The sequence below is a fragment of the Streptomyces sp. NPDC101194 genome (assembly GCF_044767885.1).
In the GTDB taxonomy this organism is placed as follows: domain Bacteria; phylum Actinomycetota; class Actinomycetes; order Streptomycetales; family Streptomycetaceae; genus Streptomyces.
Genome location: NZ_JBIWOS010000011.1, coordinates 215,069 through 236,093, shown reverse-complemented (window position 1 = coordinate 236,093; position 21,025 = coordinate 215,069). Strand labels below are relative to the sequence as shown.

The 21,025-nt window shown below is 71.6% G+C and carries 16 protein-coding genes and 3 pseudogenes; 9 read left to right on the top strand and 10 right to left on the bottom strand.

The window, feature by feature from the left end; translation table 11 throughout:
- Position 1: 1 nt before the first annotated feature.
- Positions 2 to 325 carry a hypothetical protein gene (locus ACIRP2_RS32645; protein WP_404256659.1) on the bottom strand — a complete coding sequence of 108 codons (324 nt, stop codon included), beginning with the start codon at positions 323 to 325 and terminating at the stop codon, positions 2 to 4.
- A gap of 117 nt (positions 326 to 442) precedes the next feature.
- On the bottom strand, positions 443 to 1,318 hold the full coding sequence (locus ACIRP2_RS32640) for a DUF2510 domain-containing protein (RefSeq protein WP_404256657.1): 876 nt from the start codon (positions 1,316 to 1,318) through the stop codon (positions 443 to 445).
- Between the two features lie 224 nt (positions 1,319 to 1,542).
- On the opposite strand from ACIRP2_RS32640, the gene ACIRP2_RS32635 reads away from it, so the two are divergent.
- The 5 genes and pseudogenes from ACIRP2_RS32635 to ACIRP2_RS32615 all read left to right on the top strand — a co-directional run.
- A complete protein-coding gene (locus ACIRP2_RS32635; RefSeq protein WP_404256655.1) occupies positions 1,543 to 2,322 on the top strand; it encodes a crotonase/enoyl-CoA hydratase family protein in 780 nt (259 codons plus the stop codon).
- A 231-nt stretch (positions 2,323 to 2,553) separates the two neighbouring features.
- On the top strand, positions 2,554 to 3,288 hold the full coding sequence (locus tag ACIRP2_RS32630) for a FadR/GntR family transcriptional regulator (protein ID WP_404256653.1): 735 nt from the start codon (positions 2,554 to 2,556) through the stop codon (positions 3,286 to 3,288).
- Positions 3,289 to 3,444: 156 nt separating this feature from the next.
- Positions 3,445 to 4,212: a (Fe-S)-binding protein gene (locus ACIRP2_RS32625; RefSeq protein ID WP_404256651.1), complete on the top strand. Its 768-nt coding sequence runs from the start codon at positions 3,445 to 3,447 to the stop codon at positions 4,210 to 4,212.
- Entirely contained in the window at positions 4,209 to 5,747 is a 1,539-nt protein-coding gene (locus ACIRP2_RS32620; RefSeq protein ID WP_404256649.1) for a LutB/LldF family L-lactate oxidation iron-sulfur protein, read from the top strand. The genes ACIRP2_RS32625 and ACIRP2_RS32620 overlap by 4 nt, the downstream gene beginning before the upstream one ends.
- Positions 5,744 to 6,247 (top strand): annotated as a pseudogene (locus ACIRP2_RS32615) (lactate utilization protein C); the annotation flags it as partial. The gene ACIRP2_RS32620 and the pseudogene ACIRP2_RS32615, both read left to right, overlap by 4 nt.
- Here the strand turns inward: ACIRP2_RS32615 and ACIRP2_RS32610 are convergent.
- The 6 genes and pseudogenes from ACIRP2_RS32610 to ACIRP2_RS32585 form a co-directional block, all read right to left on the bottom strand.
- Positions 6,223 to 8,085 (bottom strand): annotated as a pseudogene (locus tag ACIRP2_RS32610) (DUF2264 domain-containing protein); the annotation flags it as partial. The pseudogenes ACIRP2_RS32615 and ACIRP2_RS32610 sit on opposite strands and share 25 nt — an antisense overlap.
- Complete coding sequence (locus ACIRP2_RS32605; RefSeq protein WP_404256804.1) at positions 8,082 to 9,122, bottom strand: hydroxyacid dehydrogenase; 1,041 nt, start codon at positions 9,120 to 9,122, stop codon at positions 8,082 to 8,084. The pseudogene ACIRP2_RS32610 and the gene ACIRP2_RS32605, both read right to left, overlap by 4 nt.
- Before the next feature lie 44 nt (positions 9,123 to 9,166).
- Positions 9,167 to 9,265: pseudogene (locus ACIRP2_RS32600) on the bottom strand (carbohydrate ABC transporter permease); the annotation flags it as partial.
- A 671-nt stretch (positions 9,266 to 9,936) separates the two neighbouring features.
- Entirely contained in the window at positions 9,937 to 11,103 is a 1,167-nt protein-coding gene (locus ACIRP2_RS32595) for a substrate-binding domain-containing protein (protein ID WP_404256647.1), read from the bottom strand.
- Between the two features lie 592 nt (positions 11,104 to 11,695).
- On the bottom strand, positions 11,696 to 13,225 hold the full coding sequence (locus tag ACIRP2_RS32590; RefSeq protein ID WP_404256646.1) for an amino acid permease: 1,530 nt from the start codon (positions 13,223 to 13,225) through the stop codon (positions 11,696 to 11,698).
- 87 nt (positions 13,226 to 13,312) lie between these two features.
- Positions 13,313 to 14,320, bottom strand: coding sequence for a hypothetical protein (locus ACIRP2_RS32585; RefSeq protein ID WP_404256644.1), 1,008 nt, complete (start codon positions 14,318 to 14,320; stop codon positions 13,313 to 13,315).
- 443 nt (positions 14,321 to 14,763) lie between these two features.
- Here ACIRP2_RS32585 and ACIRP2_RS32580 point away from each other — a divergent pair, with 443 nt between their 5' ends.
- The 3 genes from ACIRP2_RS32580 to ACIRP2_RS32570 are packed head-to-tail and all read left to right on the top strand — an operon-like array spanning position 14,764 to position 18,891.
- Positions 14,764 to 16,197, top strand: coding sequence for an FGGY family carbohydrate kinase (locus tag ACIRP2_RS32580; protein WP_404256642.1), 1,434 nt, complete (start codon positions 14,764 to 14,766; stop codon positions 16,195 to 16,197).
- Between the two features lie 19 nt (positions 16,198 to 16,216).
- Positions 16,217 to 17,662 carry an NAD(P)/FAD-dependent oxidoreductase gene (locus ACIRP2_RS32575; RefSeq protein WP_404256640.1) on the top strand — a complete coding sequence of 482 codons (1,446 nt, stop codon included), beginning with the start codon at positions 16,217 to 16,219 and terminating at the stop codon, positions 17,660 to 17,662.
- Positions 17,659 to 18,891: an NAD(P)/FAD-dependent oxidoreductase gene (locus ACIRP2_RS32570; RefSeq protein WP_404256638.1), complete on the top strand. Its 1,233-nt coding sequence runs from the start codon at positions 17,659 to 17,661 to the stop codon at positions 18,889 to 18,891. Before ACIRP2_RS32575 ends, ACIRP2_RS32570 begins: the two co-directional genes overlap by 4 nt.
- 7 nt (positions 18,892 to 18,898) lie before the next feature.
- Here the strand turns inward: ACIRP2_RS32570 and ACIRP2_RS32565 are convergent, their stop codons facing one another.
- Complete coding sequence (locus ACIRP2_RS32565; protein WP_404256636.1) at positions 18,899 to 19,387, bottom strand: hypothetical protein; 489 nt, start codon at positions 19,385 to 19,387, stop codon at positions 18,899 to 18,901.
- An 80-nt stretch (positions 19,388 to 19,467) separates the two neighbouring features.
- Between ACIRP2_RS32565 and ACIRP2_RS32560 the strand changes: the two genes are divergently transcribed.
- Positions 19,468 to 20,229 (top strand): cobalt-precorrin-6A reductase, encoded by a 762-nt coding sequence (locus ACIRP2_RS32560; protein ID WP_404256634.1) that lies wholly within the window; start codon positions 19,468 to 19,470, stop codon positions 20,227 to 20,229.
- A gap of 1 nt (position 20,230) precedes the next feature.
- Here the strand turns inward: ACIRP2_RS32560 and cobF are convergent, their stop codons facing one another.
- Positions 20,231 to 20,983 (bottom strand): precorrin-6A synthase (deacetylating), encoded by a 753-nt coding sequence (cobF, locus tag ACIRP2_RS32555; RefSeq protein WP_404256632.1) that lies wholly within the window; start codon positions 20,981 to 20,983, stop codon positions 20,231 to 20,233.
- Positions 20,984 to 21,025 lie beyond the last annotated feature (42 nt).

The window sequence follows — 21,025 nt, the reverse complement described above, 5'->3', positions numbered from 1 at the left end:
CTCACCGGGGGGAGTGGTTGCCTCGGCGCTCGCTCGGCGGGACCCCGGGGCACCGCCGAGCGAGCGCCCGAGGGCGCTTGTACGCGATCAGCGGGCGCTTCCACCTGCGCAGCGCGTGCCTGCCGCATCGGCGCAACTGCGCGGGCGACACGGGCACGGGCTGCCCGCCCCGGGTGACCATCGCGTTGACCGGTGTCATGGGGTCCGTCGCCATGGACTTGGCGAGCAGTACGCCGATCACCAGCGGGGTCAAGGTCAAGGCCAGGGCCGTACCTGCCGTGGTGACGTGCTGCAGGCGGGGGCGGTGCGGTGCGTCAGGAGCCATGGCGGCCATTCGACCAGCCACGGCCCGCCGGCGAATCGGGCGTCGTACTCAGCCGGTTGTTCCCCGGTACTCACGCCCGTCGGCCGCACCCGCTCGGCGTGGTCGCGGTCCGCGCCCCTATGCGGTGGTGCCGGGACCCGAGCCCGTACCCGAGGCGGCCTTGATGCCCTTGGTGATGTCGTCCATGACGGACAGCGCCGGTGCCTTGGCGTCGATGTCGAAGCCGGAGCGGACGACGATCAGCATCTCCTCGGAGCGGGGGGACGGAAAGGCCAGCGACTGCACGTACCCGTTGTCGCCGTTCTTCGTCATCACCTTCCAGCGGACCAGATAGCCCTGCCGGCCGGCCACGGTGACCGGCTCGGACTTGAGCTCCTGATGCGAGGTGATGCCCCCGTAGATTTTCTCGCCGTAGGACTCCGTGGCGTTGGCGGAGATGTCCTTCGTCGCCGTGGCCTTCGCCGTGGTGGTGTCGAGCTTCAGGGCCTTCGCCGGCATGGAGAACACGCCGCCGCGCACACACTGCTGGGACGTGTCGCCGGGGCAGGCGTACTCACCGGTGGTCACGCCCGCCCCCGCGATTCCCGACGTGCCCTTCCAGCCGTCGGGCACGGGGAGGCTGATGCCCCCGGCCAGATCGGTGGCGTAGCCGTCCTCGGTCTGCGGCAACTGCCGCTCGGGTGCCCGGCTCTCGCCGCCGCCCCCGCGCCCGCCGCCTCCGGGAGCGCCGGGCGGCGCGGTGGACGGCGCCGTGGCCGCGTTCTCCTTCGGGCCGCCGGAATGATCCGACAGAAGAAGAACGCCTGTCCCGATCGCGGCGAGCGCCACCACACCTGCGGTGACGCCGATGAGTGTCCGTCGGCGCCTGATCGTGGCGGGCGGCAGGCGGAGATGGTCGGTCCACTGGTTGCCGTCCCACCAGCGTTCCTGAACGGGGCCGATTCCTGTATACCCGGGGTCTGGATGCCAGCCGGGCGGGCTCGTCTGGGTCACACGGCCCACGGTAGAACGGTTGCGTGAGAATCAGATGAATCCGGCCGCACCCGGACGGAGAGCCGTCACCCTCTCGCTCACCCTGCGCACGGGGGTGAGGCCACGCGTGTGCGCGGGTGGCCGGAACAGGCTGCGAAGGACGTGCGCTTCGTGGACACCATCCCGTACTCCCCGGTCGGGAAGATCCTCCGCCGGGACCCGCGTGACCCCTGTGGAGGGCGACGATGAGTGAGACACCTGCGGTACGGATCGAACGCGACGGCCCCGTCCTCACGGTGGTCCTCAGCCGGCCCGAGGTCCGCAACGCCGTGGACGGTCCGACGGCGGATCTGCTGGCCGCCGCCTTCCGCGAGTTCGACGCCGACCCGGATGCGGCCGTCGCCGTGCTGTGGGGCGAGGGAGGTACGTTCTGCGCCGGTGCCGACCTGAAAGGCATCGGTACGGAGCGCGGCAACGAGGTCCGGGCCGAGGGCGACGGGCCGATGGGTCCGACCCGTATGAGCCTGAGCAAGCCCGTCATCGCGGCGGTCTCGGGGCATGCCGTGGCAGGGGGACTCGAACTGGCCCTCTGGTGCGATCTGCGCGTGGCGGAGGACGACGCGGTGTTCGGAGTGTTCTGCCGCCGCTGGGGAGTGCCATTGGTGGACGGCGGAACCGTACGGTTGCCGCGCCTCATCGGCGAGAGCCGGGCCATGGACATGATTCTCACCGGGCGCCCCGTTCCGGCGCCCGAGGCCTGTGCCATGGGGCTCGTCAACCGGATCGTGCCGACCGGCGAGGCCCGGCGCGCGGCGGAGCGGCTCGCCCGGGAGATCGCCGCGTTCCCCCAACTGTGCCTGCGTCACGACCGGCTCTCGGTCAGGGAGCAGCACGGTCTGAGCGAGCCGGAGGCTCTGGCGGGGGAGTACCGGCACGGCCTGGTGCCGCTCATGGCGGGGGAGACGCAGACCGGCGCGGACCGGTTCGGCGGCGGCGCCGGTCGGCACGGTTCCTTCGACGACTGAACGGCGGTCGCATCATGCGACAGCGGGGAACCGCACGGGCGCGGTCCGGCGCGCGGCCCGACACCGTGGTGGCGAGGTCGTCGTCGGCGGACCGCGCCCGAGCGCGACCGCCGGGCAGGTACGTGCTTCCTCAGCAGTTTGGTCCGACCATACGTGATGTGTGACATAGTTGAAGATCGGCGGCAGACAAGACGACACCGGACGATTCCGGTCGAGGCAGGGGGTGACGGGATGCCCGTCGAGTGGCAACCCGTACGGCAGTCCCGTACGCATGAACTCGTGCTCCGGAGCATCGAGGAGCGGGTGTTCGCCGGGGAGCTGAGGGCCGGCGACCGGCTGCCTCCCGAGCGGGAACTCGCTCCGGTGCTCGGGGTGAGCCGGTCCGCGCTGCGCGAGGCGCTGCGTGTGCTGGAGACCATCGGTGTGCTGGTCGCCCAGCCCGGCCGGGGGCCGGATGCCGGGGCGCGGATCGTGCGGAACCCGGACGACGCCCTCGGGCGGCTGCTGCGTCTGCACTTCGCTCTGGGGAGCTACAGCCTCCAGGACGTCCTGGAGGCGCGTGTCGTGCTGGAGAGGTCCAGCTTCGAGGCGGCCGCACGGCATGCCTCGGAGGAAGACCTCGACGAGGCGGAGACCCTGGTCGTGCGGATGGGGGAGCCGGATGTCGCGGTGCCCGAGTTCAACGACCTGGACACCCGCTTCCACGTTCACCTCGCGCGCGGTTCCGGCAACGCGCTGACCTCCACGCTCACCTCCGCTGTACGCGAGTCGGTGCGCCCCTTGATCCTGCGCGCCCTGGAGCGGGCCGAGGACTGGCCGGCCACGGCCGCCGCGCTCAACGCGGAACACGCCGAACTCCTGCGGCTGGTGCGCGCGGGCAAGGGCGAGAAGGCCGCCGACCTGGTCGAGCGGCACATCCGCAGCCTCCACGGCACGCTGGTCGACGAGAACACGGAGCGTCTCTGAGGGCGGGCCGCACGCGCCGGCGATGCCCCTCGGGCGCAACTTGTCATGCATATGACTCTCTGGCCTCGTCGCCACTCCGTGCGCCGCATCCTTCATGTTTCGGACCGAGGCTAGTATGGTCGGACCATATAAATGCAGAAAAGATCGGAGAGACCCATGCGCATCGGACTCTTCGCCACCTGTCTGGGAGACACGCTCTTCCCCGAGGCGGTGAAATCGACCGCGGTCCTGCTCGCCCGACTGGGCCATGACGTGGTGTTCCCGCCCGGGCAGACCTGCTGCGGCCAGATGCACGTCAACACCGGATACCAGCGCGAACCCGTTCCCCTGGTACGGAATTTCGCCGAGCAGTTCGGTGACGCCACGATCGACGCCGTCGTCATGCCGTCCGGATCGTGCGCGGGCTCGGTCCGCCACCAGCACGAGATCGTCGCGGAGCGGTACGGGGACGCGGCGCTGCGCGCGGGTGTCGCCACCGTCAAGGCCAAGACGTACGAGTTGTCGGAGTTGCTCGTCGACGTCCTGGACGTCACCGACGTCGGTGCCTACTTCCCGCACCGGGTGACCTACCACCCCACCTGTCACTCCCTGCGCATGCTCCGCGTCGGCGACAAGCCGCTGAAGCTGCTTCGCGCCGTCGACTCCATCGACCTCGTCGAGCTGCCCGAAGCCGACTCCTGCTGCGGATTCGGCGGCACCTTCGCCGTCAAGAACGCCGAGACGTCGACGGCCATGCTTCAGGACAAGATGCGCAACATCGCCACCACGGGGGCCGATGTCTGCACCGCGGGGGACTCCTCCTGCCTGATGCACATCGGCGGCGGGCTCTCCCGTATCGCCTCGGGCACCCGCACCCTGCACCTCGCGCAGATCCTCTCCGCCACCCGCACCTCGCCGTACGTCCCGACGGAGGCCGTCCGATGAGCAGCACCTTCCTCGGCATGCCCGCGACCCCGCCCCGTTCCCCGTACGGAACGGGCAATCTGCGTGGCGACCGGACGTTCCCCGCCGCCGCCCACGACGAACTGCGCAACGAACAACTGCGCCGCAACCTCGGCCGGGCCACCCGCACGATCCGCGCCAAACGCCTGAACGTCACCGGCGAACTGCCCGACTGGGAAGAACTGCGCGACGCCGGCTCGGCCATCAAGACCGACACCATGAACCGGCTCCCCGAACTCCTGGAACAACTGGAGCGCGAGGTCACCGAGCGGGGCGGCACCGTCCACTGGGCGCGTGACGGAGTCGAGGCCAACGAGATCGTCGCCCGGCTGGTCAAGGCGACGGGCAGCCGCGACGTCATCAAGGTCAAGTCGATGGCCACCCAGGAGATCGGCCTCAACGAGCACCTCGAATCGGTCGGCATCACCCCGTACGAGACGGATCTCGCCGAGCTGATCGTCCAGCTCGCGCACGACAAGCCGTCGCACATCCTCGTCCCCGCCATCCACCGCAACCGCGACGAGATCCGGCAGATCTTCCTCAAGGAGATCCCCGGCGTCGATCCGGGCCTCGACAACGTACCCGCGCATCTCGCCGCCGCGGCCCGCGCCTATCTGCGCGAGAAGTTCATGACGACCAAGGTGGCTGTCTCGGGCGCCAACTTCGGGATCGCCGAGACCGGAACCCTCTGCGTCGTGGAGTCCGAGGGCAACGGCCGTATGTGTCTGACCCTGCCCGACACCCTGATCACCGTCATGGGCATCGAGAAGGTGCTGCCGCGCTACCAGGACCTCGACGTGTTCCTGCAGTTGCTGCCGCGCTCCTCCACCGGGGAGCGCATGAACCCTTACACCTCGATGTGGACCGGGGTGACACCCGGCGACGGACCGCAGGACTTCCATCTGGTCCTGCTCGACAACGGACGCACCGCGGCGCTCGCCGACCGGATCGGGCGCGAGGCGCTCAACTGCATCCGCTGCTCGGCCTGTCTCAACGTCTGCCCGGTGTACGAACGGGCCGGCGGCCATGCGTACGGATCCACGTACCCCGGGCCGATCGGCGCCGTCCTCACCCCGCAGCTCGCCGGCATGCACGCGGCCAAGGACGATCCGAACAGCTCGCTGCCGTACGCCTCCAGCCTCTGCGGCGCCTGCTTCGACGCCTGCCCGGTCAAGATCGACATCCCGTCGCTGCTGGTCGAGCTGCGTCATCAGCACACCGAGCAGGCCGGTACGACGGCGGAGAAACTGGCCATGAAGGCCGCGGCCGCCGTCATGAAGCGGCCGAAGCTGTTCACCGCCGCCCAGAAGGGAGCGGGCCTGGGCCGGGTCGTCGCCGGGCGGGACGGGAAGATCTCCCATCTGCCGCCGCCGTTCGACGGATGGAGCGACAGCCGCGACACAGCCGCGCCGCCGAAGCAGACCTTCCGCTCCTGGCTGGCATCGGCCGAGGGCGCCGCGACGATGCGGGCCGCCACCGACGAGTACGGGAAGAGCCGGAAGGACGGGGAGAAGTGACGACCGCTCGTGAAACGGTGCTGGGCAGGATCAAGGACGCCCTGGCCCTCGCCCCCGCCCAGGACACCGTCGTCCCCCGTGCCTACCGCACCGGCCGCACCCTTCCCGACGAGGAGAGACTGGAACTCCTCACCGACCGGCTCGTCGACTACAAGGCCCATGTACGCACCTGTACCGCCGACCGCACGGCGGACGCCGTCGCCGAGGCGCTGCGGGAGCGTGGGGCCCGACGGATCGGTGTGCCGGCCGGACTCGACCCGGCCTGGCTCGGCACCTACGACGGCGAGGTCCAGCAGGACTCCGCCGCCGTCCCTGCGCCCCGCCTCGACGCGCTGGACGGGGTCGTCACCGCCTCGGCCGTCAGCTGCGCCGAGACGGGCACGATCTTCCTGGACGGCTCGCCCGACCAGGGGCGGCGGGCGTTGTCCCTCGTTCCCGACCTGCATGTGTGCGTCGTCGATCTGTCGACCGTCGAGGTCGGCGTGCCGTCCTCGGCCCAGCGGACCTCCACCGTGCCCCCGTTCACCCGGACCCCGTCCACCACCGCGTCCAGCGGCCCGGGGTCGGGCTCCGCGGTCAGCGAGGCCAGCGCGACCAGCACCGTCGTGCCCTCCGCGTCCACCGACAGCCGGGGCACCACCGCCCAGCGCGTGTACGCCGTGCCCTGCGGGGCCCGTACCCCGTCCTGGGGCCCCCAGCCATGCAGCCCGTGCAGTGCGGAGGTCAGTGTGTCGTCGGGGCCGGTCGCCCAGCCCGTCTGCTCCACCCGGGCGCCGGCGGGCGCGCCGAGCACCCGGTGCACCCTCAGCTCGTAGCGGGCGCGTGCCACGGTGACGCTCTCCACCCGCATCCCCGGCACCATCGGCGCACCGGAGGAGAACACCGGTCGGTGCCAGGAGGCGGCCCAGCCCCAGCCGTCGCCGCCGCCGGCGCCCAGCGGGCGGATGGAGCGACGGCTGCTGCGCGTTCCGGCGACCACCACGGCCAGGTGGTTGTCCGCCGGGTTGGCCTTCGCCGTGGGACCCGTCACCGTGGAGTAGGACTGACGGCTGTACAGCGGGTCGTCCGCCACCCCGGACTCGCCCTCGTGCACGCGCACATGGTCGCTGCCGTGGTTGTGCAGCCGTACGATCCCGTCCGCCCGGGTGGACTGGACGAGCAGGCCCGGCGCGGGCAGCGCGAGCACCCGGTCGGTGCCCTCGCTCGGCGCGGGCTCCTCGGTCGCGGTCCACAGCGGATGGCCGTCCGGGGCGAGCAGCGACACGAAGGCCTTGGACGCCCAGTACGGCGACGCGGGCGCCGAGTAGTTCTGCAGCGACGCCTCGTGCGGGCCGTGCCAGCCCAGGCTCAGCAGCCCGTCCGTACCGGTCGCGCCCCGGTCCAGGAAGTAGCGCAGCGATCCGCTGATCACCCGCCGCGAGGCGCCCGGTGTGAGCGGGGTGTGCCCGGTGATGGAGCCGAGCGCCACCGACGAGGCCGCCGCGAAACGGTAGGTGAGCGAGCGGCCGAAGTGGATCGGCGCGCCGTCGCCGCCGAACAGCAGGGAGTAGCCCTCCAGATGCTCGCGCAGCCGGGAACCGTAGTGCGCGGACAGCTCCGTGTCGCCCGACAGATGGGCGTCCAGCACGGGGTAGAGGTGCAGCGCCCAGCCGTTGTAGTGGTCGAAGGCGCGGCCGTCGCCGTCCGCGTACCAGCCGTCGCCGCGGTACCAGCCCTCCAGCAGGCCGAGGGCGCGCTCCTTCGCGCGGGCCGTCTCCGCGTCCCCACGGCCCACGGACTCCAGGAACGCGGCCACGGAGTAGGGGAACAGGTACCAGTTGTTGGGCGAGGGGGTGTGGCGCAGCGCGCCGCGCAGCCACTCCTCGGCACGGTCCCGGACCCCGGACTCCAGCCGGTCCCAGAGCCATGGCCGGGTCAGCCGCAGACCGATGGCGACCGAGGCCGACTCGACCATGGGCTGGCCGAACACGGTGTGGTCACGGATCAACGGCCAGGACTCGGTGTCGTCGCGGCCGGGGGTGAGGGTTCCGGCCGCGAGTCCGCCCGCGTACCGGTCGAGCCAGCCGTGGGGGTCCTTGCCGTCCGCGCCCGCCACCCGGAAGGCGGCGGCGAGGAACGTACGCGCGTACCCCTCCAGCCCGTCGGAGCGCACCCCGGAGGCGGACGGCCGGCCCGGCAGGTCCAGCAGTGCGCCGCCCGGTGTGGCCCACTGCCAGGCCGCCTTGAGCAGTCCGTCCGCCGCACCCTCCCAGTGCGCACGGGTGTAGCCGGTGTGCGGGCTCAACGCCCGGTCTTCGGCGGGTAGTCGGAGAGAGGAGACCGGATGGGGTGCGGTCATGCGAGGAATGCCAGCCTTTCGCGTCGTACGGGATGGGCGAATCCGTCGCCCGCGGCCCAGCGGCCGGCCTCACCGACCGCCAGATCGACCAGTCGCCGCCACTCGTTTCCCTGTGAGCCTGCGAGATGCGGGGTGATGAGGGCGTTGTCGCACTCCCAGAGGGGGTGTGCGGGGGGCAGCGAGTCGGGCACGGTGACGTCGAGGATCGCCCGGATCCGGTCCTGCCGGAGCACGTCGACGAGCGCGTCCTGGTCGATCACGGCGCCCCGTGCGGTGTTGATGAGCACGGCGTCCGTACGCATCGAGGTGAGCAGTTCACGGCTGACGAGCCCGTGGGTGGCCGGCAGCAGGGGGGTGTGCACGCTCACCACGTCGCTGTGCGCGAACAGTTCACCGAGGCCGACGGACCGGACGCCGAGCGCCGCGGCCTCCTCCTCGGAGACGTACGGGTCGTGGAGCAGGACCGGCAGGTCGTACGGTCGCAGCAGCTCGATGACGCGTCGTCCGATCATCGAGGCGGACAGGACGCCGACGGTACGGCCGTAGTTGCCGACCTCGGTCGCGGTGGCGAGCCAGTTGTCGCGCCGGCGTTCCGTGCGGTAGGCACGGGCCCGTTCCAGGGTCCGCTTGCCGGAGAGGAGGACCATCGCGACGGTGTACTCCGCGACCGGCAGCGCGTTGGCGGCGGCAGCCGACGACACCTCGATGCCGCGGTCCCAGCAGGCCTCGGTGATGTGTCCGCGGACACTGCCCGCGGTGTGCACGACGGCGCGCAGCCGCGGTGCCGCCGCCAGGGCCGCCTCGTCGAGCGGCGGACAGCCCCAGCCCGTGACCAGGAGCTCCGCATCCGCCAGAGTGGCGCGGGCCCGATCGGTGGTGAAGTCGTCGAGAACGGGCGGCGGAGCGAGGTCGCACACCTCGCCGAGCGCGGCCAGGGACCGGGCGTCGAGGAGGGCGGTCGCGGCGTCCGGCTTCATGGCGACGGCGGCGCGCGGTCGGTTCCGGCCGGCGGGTGGGGTGGTGTGGGTACTGGGCATCTCTCTCCTGGTCGGGGACGAGGACGGTGGCGCGGCTGCTCGCCCGCGCCCGCGGTGAGCCCCGACTTCCGGAACCGCTGGAGCGGGGCGAAGGCGAGGATCAGCGGCAGCACCGCGAGCAGCGAGCCCGTGATCACGGCGGGTCTCCCCCTTCCACCGGGGCAGCGGTGCGACGGCCCACCCGCCCTTCCGCGCGGGGTCGTGCGTCACCATCGGTTCGACGTCCGGCGGAACGCTGGAGACGCGCTTGTCGCAGGTGGTGAGGGCGAGCGCCTGCGGCAGCAGCGCGGCGCGCAGGTCGTCGCCGACCATGTCGGTGATCCCACGGGCGACCCCGTCGATCGCGAAGCCGGGCACCTGGGGACACTCGGTCGTCGCCACGTCGGGCGCGTTGCCCGCCCGTGCGGCGTCGCTGAGTTCGGCGTGACCACCCCGGCCGCCCGTGGAGATCTGCTGGAAGCCGACCCGGGCGGCGTCGTGGCTGTGGTTGAACGCGTCCAGGACCTCCTGACTGCCGCGCAGGGCGGACCGGAAGGTGATGCGCGTGGTGTTCTTCCCGGCCCCGCTGCCGGTGGTGCCTGTGAAGCCGGTGTTGCTCCTGCTGCCCGACCCCGATGAACCGCCGCTGCCGCCACAGGCGCTCGGCGCGTCCGTCAGAGGCAGGGCGGCGATCGTGGCGGGCACGGATCGACGGCTCTGTCGACCGGGCATGTGCGCCTCCCGCGGCTCCTGATTGGGGGTCACGGGGAATCCTGATCGGCTGATCGGTACTGGTCAATAGATCGCTCAGAAGAAAATGAAAGCGGTCAAACGCTCATTCCGTGGAAGGGATCCTCTCCTGCGCGGATCCGCGCACCTTGAGCGTGGGCAGCAACTCCGTCCGGCGCACGGGTCCACGCGCGCCGACAGCCCCGGACAGCCTGTGGAGCAGCAGCTCCGCGGCGGCGCGTCCGATCTCCGTCTTCGGTGGCGCGACCGCGGTCAGGGGCGTGCTGCCGAGGGCCGCGACCACATCGTCGTACGCCACCACGGAGCAGTCGCGCGGCACCTCGACACCGCTCTCCGCCAGCCGCTGCACCAGCATCAACGCATCGATGTCGCCGTGCAGCACGGCCGCCGTGGCCCCCCGCTCCCGCAACAGCGCCGCGAGGTCGAGGCCGGTACGGGCATCGGCCGCGGGGTCCCGTGGCGCGACGGCTCCCGAGCCGACGGAGCCGGGATCGGGGCCGGGCACGGCCGCCGGGGAACTCAGCACCACCGACCAGTCCTCCACCTCCGTGTGCGCCGCGGCGATCTCGGCGAACGCCGCACGGATGCTGCGGGCCGTCGGGCTGTCGTCACGGGCGGCCAGCACGATGCGGCGATGCCCCAGCGACACCAGGTGCTCGACGGCGAGGTGCGTCCCGTACCAGTGGTCGGAACAGACGGAGTCGAGGGCGTGCAGCGCGCTGCCCGGCCGGGGCCGCCGCTCCATGAGCACGGTCGGCACGCCCACGTTCGCGAGCCATCCGTAGTCCAGTTCCTCCGAGCGCGCGTTGCGCCAGCGCGGCGCGATCAGCAGCCCGCGTGCCCCGTCCGCCAGTGCCCGCTCCACCAGTGGCCGTTCGGCGCCTGCCGCCTGGGGTGCGATGTGCAGGGCGATGCGCATGCCGGACTCCTCCAGAACGCTCCGGGCGCCGTGCAGGGTCTCGTACAGGTACGAATGCCGTTCCGGTACGACCAGAGCCACCGCCCCGCCCTGTTCGGCGGGGTCCTCGCCCCGCGACGCGGGCACCGCGGCGGGCGGCTGCGCCTCCCCGACCGGCCGGGCCACCCCGTGCCCCCGCCGCAGCCGTCCGGCCCGGGCGAGCTCCTCGACGTCCCGCCTGATCGTGACCACCGAGACATCCAGCTCGGCCGCGAGCACGCCGACCCTGACGGCGCCGCGCGACTCCACCACGGACAGGATTCGTTGTCGCCTGAGTTCGACCGGCTCCCGCATGCTGTTGGCCCCCTCGCCGTACCGCCGCGTGTTGTTCGTTTGAGCGCTTCCTGTGAGCGTTCGCGTCGCAGCATAGCGATCGCCCCGGCGCTGTCCACGGGCGTGGATCGTTCCCTGGGCCTCGCCTGCCTCGGAGAGCGCATGCCGGCTTTGCCCGACGGCGCCCGGGGCCTTTCGTCCGGGTCGGGCCGGATCGGGTGAGGGGCGCCGGTGCCGTGTTCGCGAGGCGGAGGAGGAAGTCGTGGCGGGGTCCTGGCGATCGACGACGGCGCGGCGCGGCGCGGTGCCGGGGCACGCGAGTCCGGCGTGATCGGAACGACGGGCCTCACCCGACGACCTGGGCGACGTTCCGGTGCTCCCGGGCGAGGCGGCGGTGGAGCTGCCGACGGCCGACTGTCTTTGGCTGCCGCAGCCAACCAGCGGCTCTTCGAGCAACTGGTCATCGGCGCGACCGTCCTCGGCGGACTCCAGCTGCTCCTGCGCTGAGCGCACACGACGATCCGTACCACCGTCGCGAACACGCCTCAGCCCTCCCCGACAGCTGCTCGCTGCGACCGGGGAGGGCTGGGAACAAGGCGTGGGCGGGGCCGGGTCAGACGATGCCTTCCTCGATCTCCGCCTGCTCGCGTGCGTTCCCGTACGCGGACGGCGTGCTGTACGAACGACGTGCGACGAACCACCAGACGGTGGCCAGAACCAGCACGGCGACCAGCGCGATCGACGCGTAGTTCATCGAGTCGACCGTCACCGGGGACGACTGGGGGAGCAGGAACAGCACGGTCACGATGGCGACCCACACCACGGCGATCCAGCCGATCGGCTTGCTCCAGCGGCCCAGGTGCCACGGCCCGCGCTCGAACCGGCCACCGGAGCGCAGCTTCAGGAAGATCGGGATCGCGTAGGCGGGCGTGATGCCGATGACGTTGATCGCGGTCACCGCGCCGTACGCCGTGGCGGAGTACAGCGACGGCAGCGCCAGCACGCCGGCGACGACGACCGACAGCCATACCGCGTTGACCGGCGTCTGGGTGCTGGCGCTCACCTTGCGCCACAGCGCCGAGCCCGGCAGGGCGTTGTCCCGGCTGAACGCGAACACCATCCGGCTGGCGGCGGCGACCTCGGCGTTGCCGCAGAACAGCTGGGCCGCGATCACGATCAGCAGCAGGGCCGTGGCTCCGGAGGTGCCCAGCGCGTCGATCAGGATCTGGGCCGGAGGCACCCCGGTCGCGCTGTTCTGGGTGCCCGCGTAGTCCTGGATCGCGAAGGTCAGCCCGGCGAGCAGCACGAATCCGGCGACCCAGGAGACCCAGATCGCGCGGACGATGCCCTTGGCGGCCGTCACCGAGGCGTTCGAGGTCTCCTCCGACAGATGGGCGGAGGCGTCGTAGCCGCAGAAGGTGTACTGGGCGAGGAGCAGACCGATCGCCGCCACATACAACGGATTGTGCCAGCCCGTGTCGTTGACGAATTCGGTGAAGACGAACGAGGGCGACTGGTGGTGCGACGGCACGACCGCCAGCACGACGACGATGACCGCGACACCGGCGAGATGCCACCACACACTGATGGAGTTGAGCACACTGACGAGGCGGACACCGAAGAGGTTCAGCACGGCGTGCAGCAGCAGGATGCAGAGGAAGATGATCATCGTCTTGCCCGGTGTGGGGGTGAATCCCCACTGCAGATTCATCAGCGCACCGGTGAACAGCGCGGCACCGTAGTCGATACCGGCGATCGCACCGAGCAGACCGAGCAGATTCAGCCAGCCGGTGTACCAGCCCCACTTGCGGCCGCCGAGCCGGTCGGCCATGTAGTAGAGCGCTCCCGAGGTCGGGTAGGCGCTGGTGACCTCGGCGAGTGCCATGCCCACACAGAGCACGAAGAGCCCGACACCGGCCCAGCCCCAGAGCATCACCGCCGGACCACCGGTGGACATGCCGAAGCCGTACAGGGTCATGCAGCCGGACAGGATGGAGATGACGGAGAAGCTGATGGCGAAGTTGCCGAAGCCGCCCATGCGTCGGGCGAGCACGGGCTGATAGCCGAGTTCACGAAGCCGCTCCTCCTCGTCCTTCGGCGGGATGGCCTCCGCACCCGACTGGGTCGGGGTGGATATGGACATGGGAAAACCTCCATGAGGAGTGATGGGGACGGGAAGGAAAGCGGTCGGTCCGGAACGGGGAGGCGGCCCGGCGCGCGGCGCCATGGCTCAGCCGTGCGGCCCCCGTCCGGGGTCGCGGGTCACCGCGAGGCAGCGGCTGCGCGCACGCAGGAAGACTTCCTCTGCGCCACCGGGGGCCTTGGGGTCCCGTGTGCGATACACCCAGGGAACGGAGGTGAAATAGGGCCCGAGTTCCCGGAACACCGGTGCGGCGTCGGCGAATTGGAGGGCCCCCCACAGGGCGTGGGCCAGATGGTTCAGGTCCAGCAGGGAATGGGAGATCGGGGGCGTGCGACGGAACCAGAGCTCCAGGGCCCGAGCCGCGTCCCGCTCCGCGTCCTCGGTGACCCAGTGGAGATCCAGGGCCTTTTCGTGCCCGTGCTCACGCCGGTAGCGCTCGACCCGCACGTACAGGGGCAGCGCGTGCAGCGCGGATCCGTCGGGAGCGGAAGAGGCCGCCCACTGAACGAAGTTGACCGCCTCCGAGAGCGATCCTCCGGCCTTCCGCGCGTACACGAACTGGAGCATCCGGTGGTAGGCCTCGCGGTTGTACGGGTCCCGTTTGTCGGCCTCCGCCAGCAGTCCCCACGGGCCGGGGAAGAGCATCGGCCCCGGCGGGTGCAGCCGGTGCTCCTCCAGTTGCTGGTGCTCGTCCAACTGCGACAGGGCCAGCAGGCACACCCAGGGCACCGGGTCGGCGGGTGAGGTGTGTGCGGCCGTCCGGCAGGCTCCCCAGGCTTCCTGCCACAGCTCCTGCGCACGGTGATGGCCCTCGCGATGGGCCCGCACGGCCCGCTCCACGACGACCCGTGCGTGCATCACGGAGGCGGCGACACTCCGCGGCTCCTCGGCCAGCCAGGCCTGCACCGCGTCCGAGCCGGCGGCGATGGCCCCGAGCACCTGGGTGCGTTGCGTCCACAGGGTCCAGTCCGGCGTACGCTCCAGCAGGTCGCGCATGGAAAGCCAGCGCCCGGTGCGCAGATCCTGTAACGCGACACGCAATTCGTTGTCATGGCCGGCCGGGTGGTAGACGGGCCGGAATTCACTGTTGGCCATGGACACGCCCTGCCCATGTGCGGCCGGACGGGGTGCGACGGACGGGAGATCTTCTCAGCACGTCACGCAGCCCGGCGGTGGCATGGAACCCGTGCGGAAGCGGAAGGCCCGGGATTCGAGGTCTCGGGGCTCGGGAGGGGGTGTCGGTGTCATCAATCCTCAAGGGCGTGGGGGGTGAAGCAGATGTTGAAGACCGAACTGCTTGCAAACGTCCGGTTGTTGCTCGGCGGTGAGTGTAAGGCCAGTTGCCCCGAACTCCGGACCGATTCGCGGATCTTACTCAAGTCGATTGATCCGTACGGACGTTGATCAGCATCCGACGGTTCCGGACGTGCACCCGGACGGCCCTTGACGTACGCGGTGGTCTGCACCACTCTGGGCGGCGGAGACCAATGATCACGATTCCGTTCAAGCCGTAGAGCTTTCGCACGACTGGAGTGTCGATGACAGGCCCGGTACTCGCGGTGGACCAGGGCACGTCGGGAACGAAGGCTCTGGTGGTCTGCCCGGAGCGTGGCGTGATCGGTTCCGGTTCGGTGCCCGTGCGGCCGCTTCATGGCGCCGGAGGGGCGGTCGAGGTCGACCCCGCCGAACTGCTCGGCTCGGTCGTCGAGGCCGGGCGTCGGGCGTTGCGCGAAGCGGGCGAGCCGGTGGCCGCCGTCGGACTCGCCAACCAGGGCGAGACGGTGCTCGCCTGGGATCCGGACACCGGGCGGCCCCTCACCGAGGCCATCGTCTGGCAGGACCGGCGCTCCGCACCCGTCTGTGCGGAACTCGCCGCGCACGAGCAGGAGTTGACCCGCCTCACCGGGTTGCCGCTCGATCCGTACTTCGCCGCCCCCAAGATGGCCTGGATCCGGCGCGAGCTGACCCGTGAGGGCGTGGTCACCACCAGCGACTCCTGGCTCGTCCATCAGCTGACCGGCGCGTTCGTCACGGACGCGGCGACCGCGGGACGCACCCAGTTGCTCGACCTCGACCGGGTCGGCTGGTCACCCGAGGCCCTGGACGTCTTCGGCCTCGGTGACGAGCGCCTCCCGGCCGTCGTCGACTCCGACGGCACCGTCGGCACCACGACCGCCTTCGGCGGCGAACTCCCGCTGACCGGACTCCTCGTCGACCAGCAGGCCGCCCTGCTCGCCCAGAACGCACTCGACCCCGGCAACGCCAAGTGCACCTACGGAACCGGCGCCTTCCTGCTCGCCCAGACCGGTCCGACGCCCCGCCGCGGGTCGACCGGACTGGTCAGCTGCGTCGCCTGGCGGCTCGGCGGCCGTACCAGCTACTGCCTCGACGGACAGGTCTACACCGCCGCGTCCGCCGTCGACTGGCTCACCGGCCTGGGGGTGATCTCGGGTGCGGCGGACCTCGACGCGATCGGTGCCGGCGTCCCCGGCTCCGGCGGCGTCACGTTCGTACCGGCGCTCGCCGGGCTCGCCGCCCCCTGGTGGCGCGGCGACCTGCGCGGATCGGTGACCGGCCTCGGCCTCGACACCACCGCGGGCCATCTGGTGCGTGCGCTGTGCGAAGGCATCGCCGCACAGGTCGTCGAACTCACCGAGGCGGTCGCGACCGACCTGGGCTCCCCGCTGACCTCGCTCCGAGTCGACGGAGGCCTGACCCGCTCGGCACTGCTCATGCAGACCCAGGCCGACCTGCTGCAACGCCCCGTCGAGGTGTCGGCGCTGCCGGATGTCACCGCACTCGGCGTCGGAGCCGTCGCCCGCCTCGGCCTCGACCCCCGGCTCCCGCTCCGACAGGCCGTACCCGAATGGAAGCCCGCCGCCGTGTACGAACCCCGGATCGGCGCCGACGAGGCGGCCGAACGCCTCGCCGGATTCCGCGCCGCCGTGCAGACCCTGCTGGACCATGCCTGATACGTACGAGAGTCACGCGATGAACCGCACGATCACCACCGCCGGAGCCCTGCCCGCCGACCTGCCGGGGATCCCGTCGGCGGATCAGGCCGATCCACCCGTCTACGACGTGACCGTCGTCGGCGCGGGTGTCGTCGGCACCGCCATCGCCCGCGAACTGGCGCGCTACCGGCTGCGCATCGCCCTCGTCGAAGCCTCGGACGACATCGGCAACGGCACGTCGAAGGCCAACACGGCCATCCTGCACACCGGTTTCGACGCAGTACCCGGTTCACTGGAAGCCCGGCTCGTACGCGAGGGGCAGCGCAGGCTCCTCGCGTACGCCGCCGAGACTGGCATCCCGGTCGAACGCGTCGGCGCGCTCCTCGTCGCCTGGGACCAGGAACAACTGGCCGCGCTGCCCGCCTTGTTGGCCAAGGCCGAACGCAACGACCACCACGCGGCCCGCATCCTGGACGCCGAAGAACTGCGGGCCCGCGAACCCCTTCTCGGGCCGGGCGCCCTCGGCGCGCTCGAGATCCCCGACGAGAGCATCATCTGCCCGTGGACGACGCCGCTCGCCTACGCCACCCAGGCCGTGCGGGCCGGAGTCCATCTGCACCTCAACTGCCGGGTGCGGCACATCGACAGCGGCGTCGACATCCACACCCTCAGCACCTCGCGAGGGCCGCTGCGCACCCGCCACCTGATCAACGCCGCCGGACTGCACGCCGACGAACTCGACCGGGAACTCGGCCACGACGCCTTCACCGTCACCCCACGCCGCGGCCAGCTCATCGTCTTCGACAAACTCGCCCGCGACCTCGTCAGCCACATCCTCCTGCCCGTGCCCACCGCAGCGGGCAAGGGAGTCCTGGTCGCACCGACCGTCTTCGGAAATGTGCTGCTCGGCCCCACCGCCGAGGAACTCGACGACAAGACCGCCACCGGATCGACCGCGGACGGCATCGCGCTGCTGCGCGAGAGGGGCCGCCGCATCCTGCCCGCGCTGCTCGACGAAGAGGTCACGGCCGTGTACGCCGGACTGCGCGCCGCCACCGGTCAGGAGGACTACCGCATTCAGGACCACCCGGACCGGCGCTACATCGCCGTCGGCGGCATCCGCTCCACCGGACTCACCGCTTCCATGGCCATCGCCGCACACGTCGTCGAACTGCTCGGCGCATCGGGCCTCGACCTCGGCGTGCCGTCCGAACTGCCGCCCGTCACCATGCCCAACCTCGGCGAGGCGTTCCCACGCCCGTACCAGGACGCCGGACTGATCGCCGGGGACGCCGCCTACGGCACGATCGTCTGCCATTGCGAGCGGGTCACCGCGGGCGAGATCAGGGACGCCCTCGGCGCGACGATCCCGCCGCACTCCCGGGACGGCCTGAGCCGCAGGACCAGAGCGGGCAACGGGCGTTGCCAGGGGTTCTACTGCGGGGCCGCGGTCCGCGCACTGTTCGAGGAGGCCCGCCCGTGATCCGGCGCGAGCGCACGGTCGACGTTCTGGTCGTCGGGGGCGGTCCGGCCGGTCTCGGCGCCGGGGCCGAACTCGCCGCGTCCGTCGCGGGCCGGGTCGAGATCCTGGAGCGGGAACAGACCGCGGGCGGCATCCCGCGCCACTGCCTCCACGGCGGCTTCGGCGGCCGGACCGCCCGGGGAGGTCTCACCGGACCCGCGTACGCCCGGGAATGTGTGGCCGCGGCCGAACGGGCCGGGGCCGTCCTGCGCACCGGCGTGACCGTGACCGGCTGGGCCGGGCCGCTGACCGTCGACACCACCGCGCCGACCGGCCTGGAGCGGATCACCGCCCGCGCCGTCGTTCTCGCCACCGGGGCCCGTGAACGCCCGCGCAGCGCCCGCCTCGTGCCCGGCACCCGTCCGCCCGGCGTCTACACCACCGGCGAACTCCAGCAGGCCGTCCACCTCCACCGACAGCGGATCGGCACCCGTGCGGTCGTCATCGGCGACGAGCCCGTCAGCCGTGCCGCGGCGGACACGCTGCGCGTCGCCGGCCTGGATGTCGTCGCCATGGTCACCGACCGGCCGCCGTCCGGTCCCCTCGCACCGACCCGGCTCCGGGACCGCACCCCGCTCCTCACCCACGCCACGGTCACCGGTCTGACCGGGCGGGAACGGCTCACCGGAGTCGCGCTGCGGCATCACGACGGCCGGACCACGACGCTGCGCTGCGACACCGTGGTCTTCACGGCGGACTGGATCCCCGACCACGAACTGGCCAGACGCGGCGCGGTCACGCTGGACCCCGGCACCCGCGGGCCCGCCCACGACGCGTCGTACCGCACGACCGGGACGGGCGTCTTCGCCGTCGGCAATCTGCTGCACGGTGTGGAGCGGGCCGGCGTCGCGTCGGCCGAGGGACGGGCCGCCGCCGTCCCCGTACTGCGTCATCTGGCCGGGGATGCCTGGCCCTCGGACCGGCCTTCGCTGGCGGTCGACGCCCCGCTGCAGTGGATCGCACCCAATCTCGTCGGCCCCGGTGGCGACATCCCGCTCCGTGGCCGCTTCACCCTGCGCACCGCCCGGAGGCCGGCCTCGCCGCTGCTCGTCGTCCGACAGGGCGGCCGCGAACTCCACCGGCAGCGGCTGCTGCTGCCCGCCGTGCCGGGCCGCCCGTTCCATCTGCGCGCCGACTGGCTCGACCGGGTCGATCCGCACGGCCCGACCGTGCGGATCGCAATGTCCTGACCATGTGTCAGGGAATGAGCAGCCAGTCCGAGCCGATCGCCGCCAGCAGCCCGACGGCCAGCAGCCAACTGCCGAGCCTGGTACGGCCGTTCCTGCTGAGCTCGATCACGATCCCGCACAGGATCAGCGCGAGCCCGTAGACCCCGACCACCAGCACGGACGACCGGCTGGCGATGCGCAGCGCGAGAACGACCGCCATCGCCGCCATGCCGATCGACGAGAGGACGATGCGCAGCCGTCTCGCCTGGCGCGGTGTCAGTCGACGTTCCGCCGCCTCGTCGGCGGCCTCCGGACCGGCCGCGGGGGCGGTCTCGGCAGCGGTCTTTGCCGCGGTCCCGGGAACCGGGTGCGCGAGCTTCCGCGAAGCAGATTCCGGAACAGTCTCGGGAGCTGTCGTGGGAACGGCCTCCGGAACAGTCCCGGGAGCCGTCTTCGACGCGGCCTCCGGATCGGCTATCGGGGTGTCCACGGCCTGGTCCTGGTCAGAAGTGCTCATGACGCCGGATCGTAGTGGCTGCGGGCAGCCCTGTTCGCCGCTCCGGGCGGCGGACGGAGAAAGTGACGTAGGTTCGGTGCATGCCCGGCCACATCCTCATCCTCGGTGGTACGACCGAAGCCCGGCGGCTCGCCGCCGAGCTGACCGGGCCCGGCGGCGGGGCGACCGCGCGCGTCACCACCTCGCTGGCCGGCCGGGTCGCCCGGCCCCGGATGCCCGCGGGGGACGTACGCATCGGCGGTTTCGGGGGGCCCGGGGGCCTCGCCGACTGGTTGCGCACCCACGGCGTGGACACCGTCGTCGACGCCACCCATCCGTTCGCCGACGCCATCAGTGCCAACGCCGCCGAAGCCGCGAAGGCCACCGGCACCGCACTGTTCGCACTGCGCCGCCCCGGCTGGACGGCGGGTCCCGACGACCGATGGCATCAGGTCGACGACCTCGCCCACGCCGCTGCCCGGCTGCCCGGCCTGGGCCGCCGGATCCTCCTCACCACCGGCCGTCTCGGCCTGGCCGCGTTCGCCACCGCCCCCGGCGCGGACCGGCTCCACTTCCTCGTACGGTCCGTGGATCCGCCCGAGCCGCCGCTGCCCCGCCACACCGTGGTGCTCCTCGACCGCGGTCCGTACACCGTCGAGGGCGAGACGGCACTGCTGCGCGACCACAGCATCGATGTCCTCGTCACCAAGGACAGCGGTGGCTCCGCCACCGCGGCGAAGCTCACCGCTGCCAGGAACCTCGGGCTGCCCGTGGTCGTGGTCCGCCGACCGCCGCCGCCCGGCGGCGTGCGCGTCGTGCACGATGTCGCCGCGGCGCTCCGACTGCTGTGCCAGGAAGGCTGATTCAGTCGCGACGCAGCAGATAGGTATCCATGATCCAGCCCTTGCGGGCCCGCGCCTCGGCCCGCAGTTCCTCGATCCGGTCCGACACCTCGGCGAGGCGCCCGGAGACCAGGATCTCGTCGGCGGTGCCCACATAGGCCCCCCAGTAGATGTGCAGATCCTGGTCCAGGTGGCGAGTGAACGCCTGCCGCGCGTCGAGCATCACCACGACGTCGTCCACGCCCTCGGGCCAGCCCTCGGCCAGCCGTCGGCCCGTCGTGATCTGCACCGGACGTGCCACCCGGTTCAGCCCTGTCCGATGCTTGGCGAGCAGTGCGGAGACGCTGCTGATCCCGGGGACCACCTCGTGGTCGAAGGCGACCGCGCCCCGGTCCAGGATCTCTTCGAGGATGCCGAGCGTGGAGTCGTACAGCGCGGGATCGCCCCACACCAGGAACGCCCCGCACTCGTCCTCGCCGAGCTCCTCCGCGATGAACCGCTCGTACAGATCCGCACGGCGCCTGCGCCAGTCGTCCACCGCGGGTGAGTAGTCCGACGTCCTGCGGTCCCGCTCCGGATCCCGTGCCTCGATCAGCCGGTACGCGTCCTTCACATGTACGTCGAGGATGTCCCGTCGCAGCCCGGTCAGATCGGACTTCTCCTCGCCCTTGTCGAGGATGAAGAACGCATCCGCCCTGTTCAGAGCCTTGATGGCCTGCAGGGTCAGATGGTCGGGGTCGCCCGCGCCGATACCGATGACATAGATCTTTCTCACCGCACCGAGTCTGCCCCATGCCCCACCGCGCGCGCCGTCCGG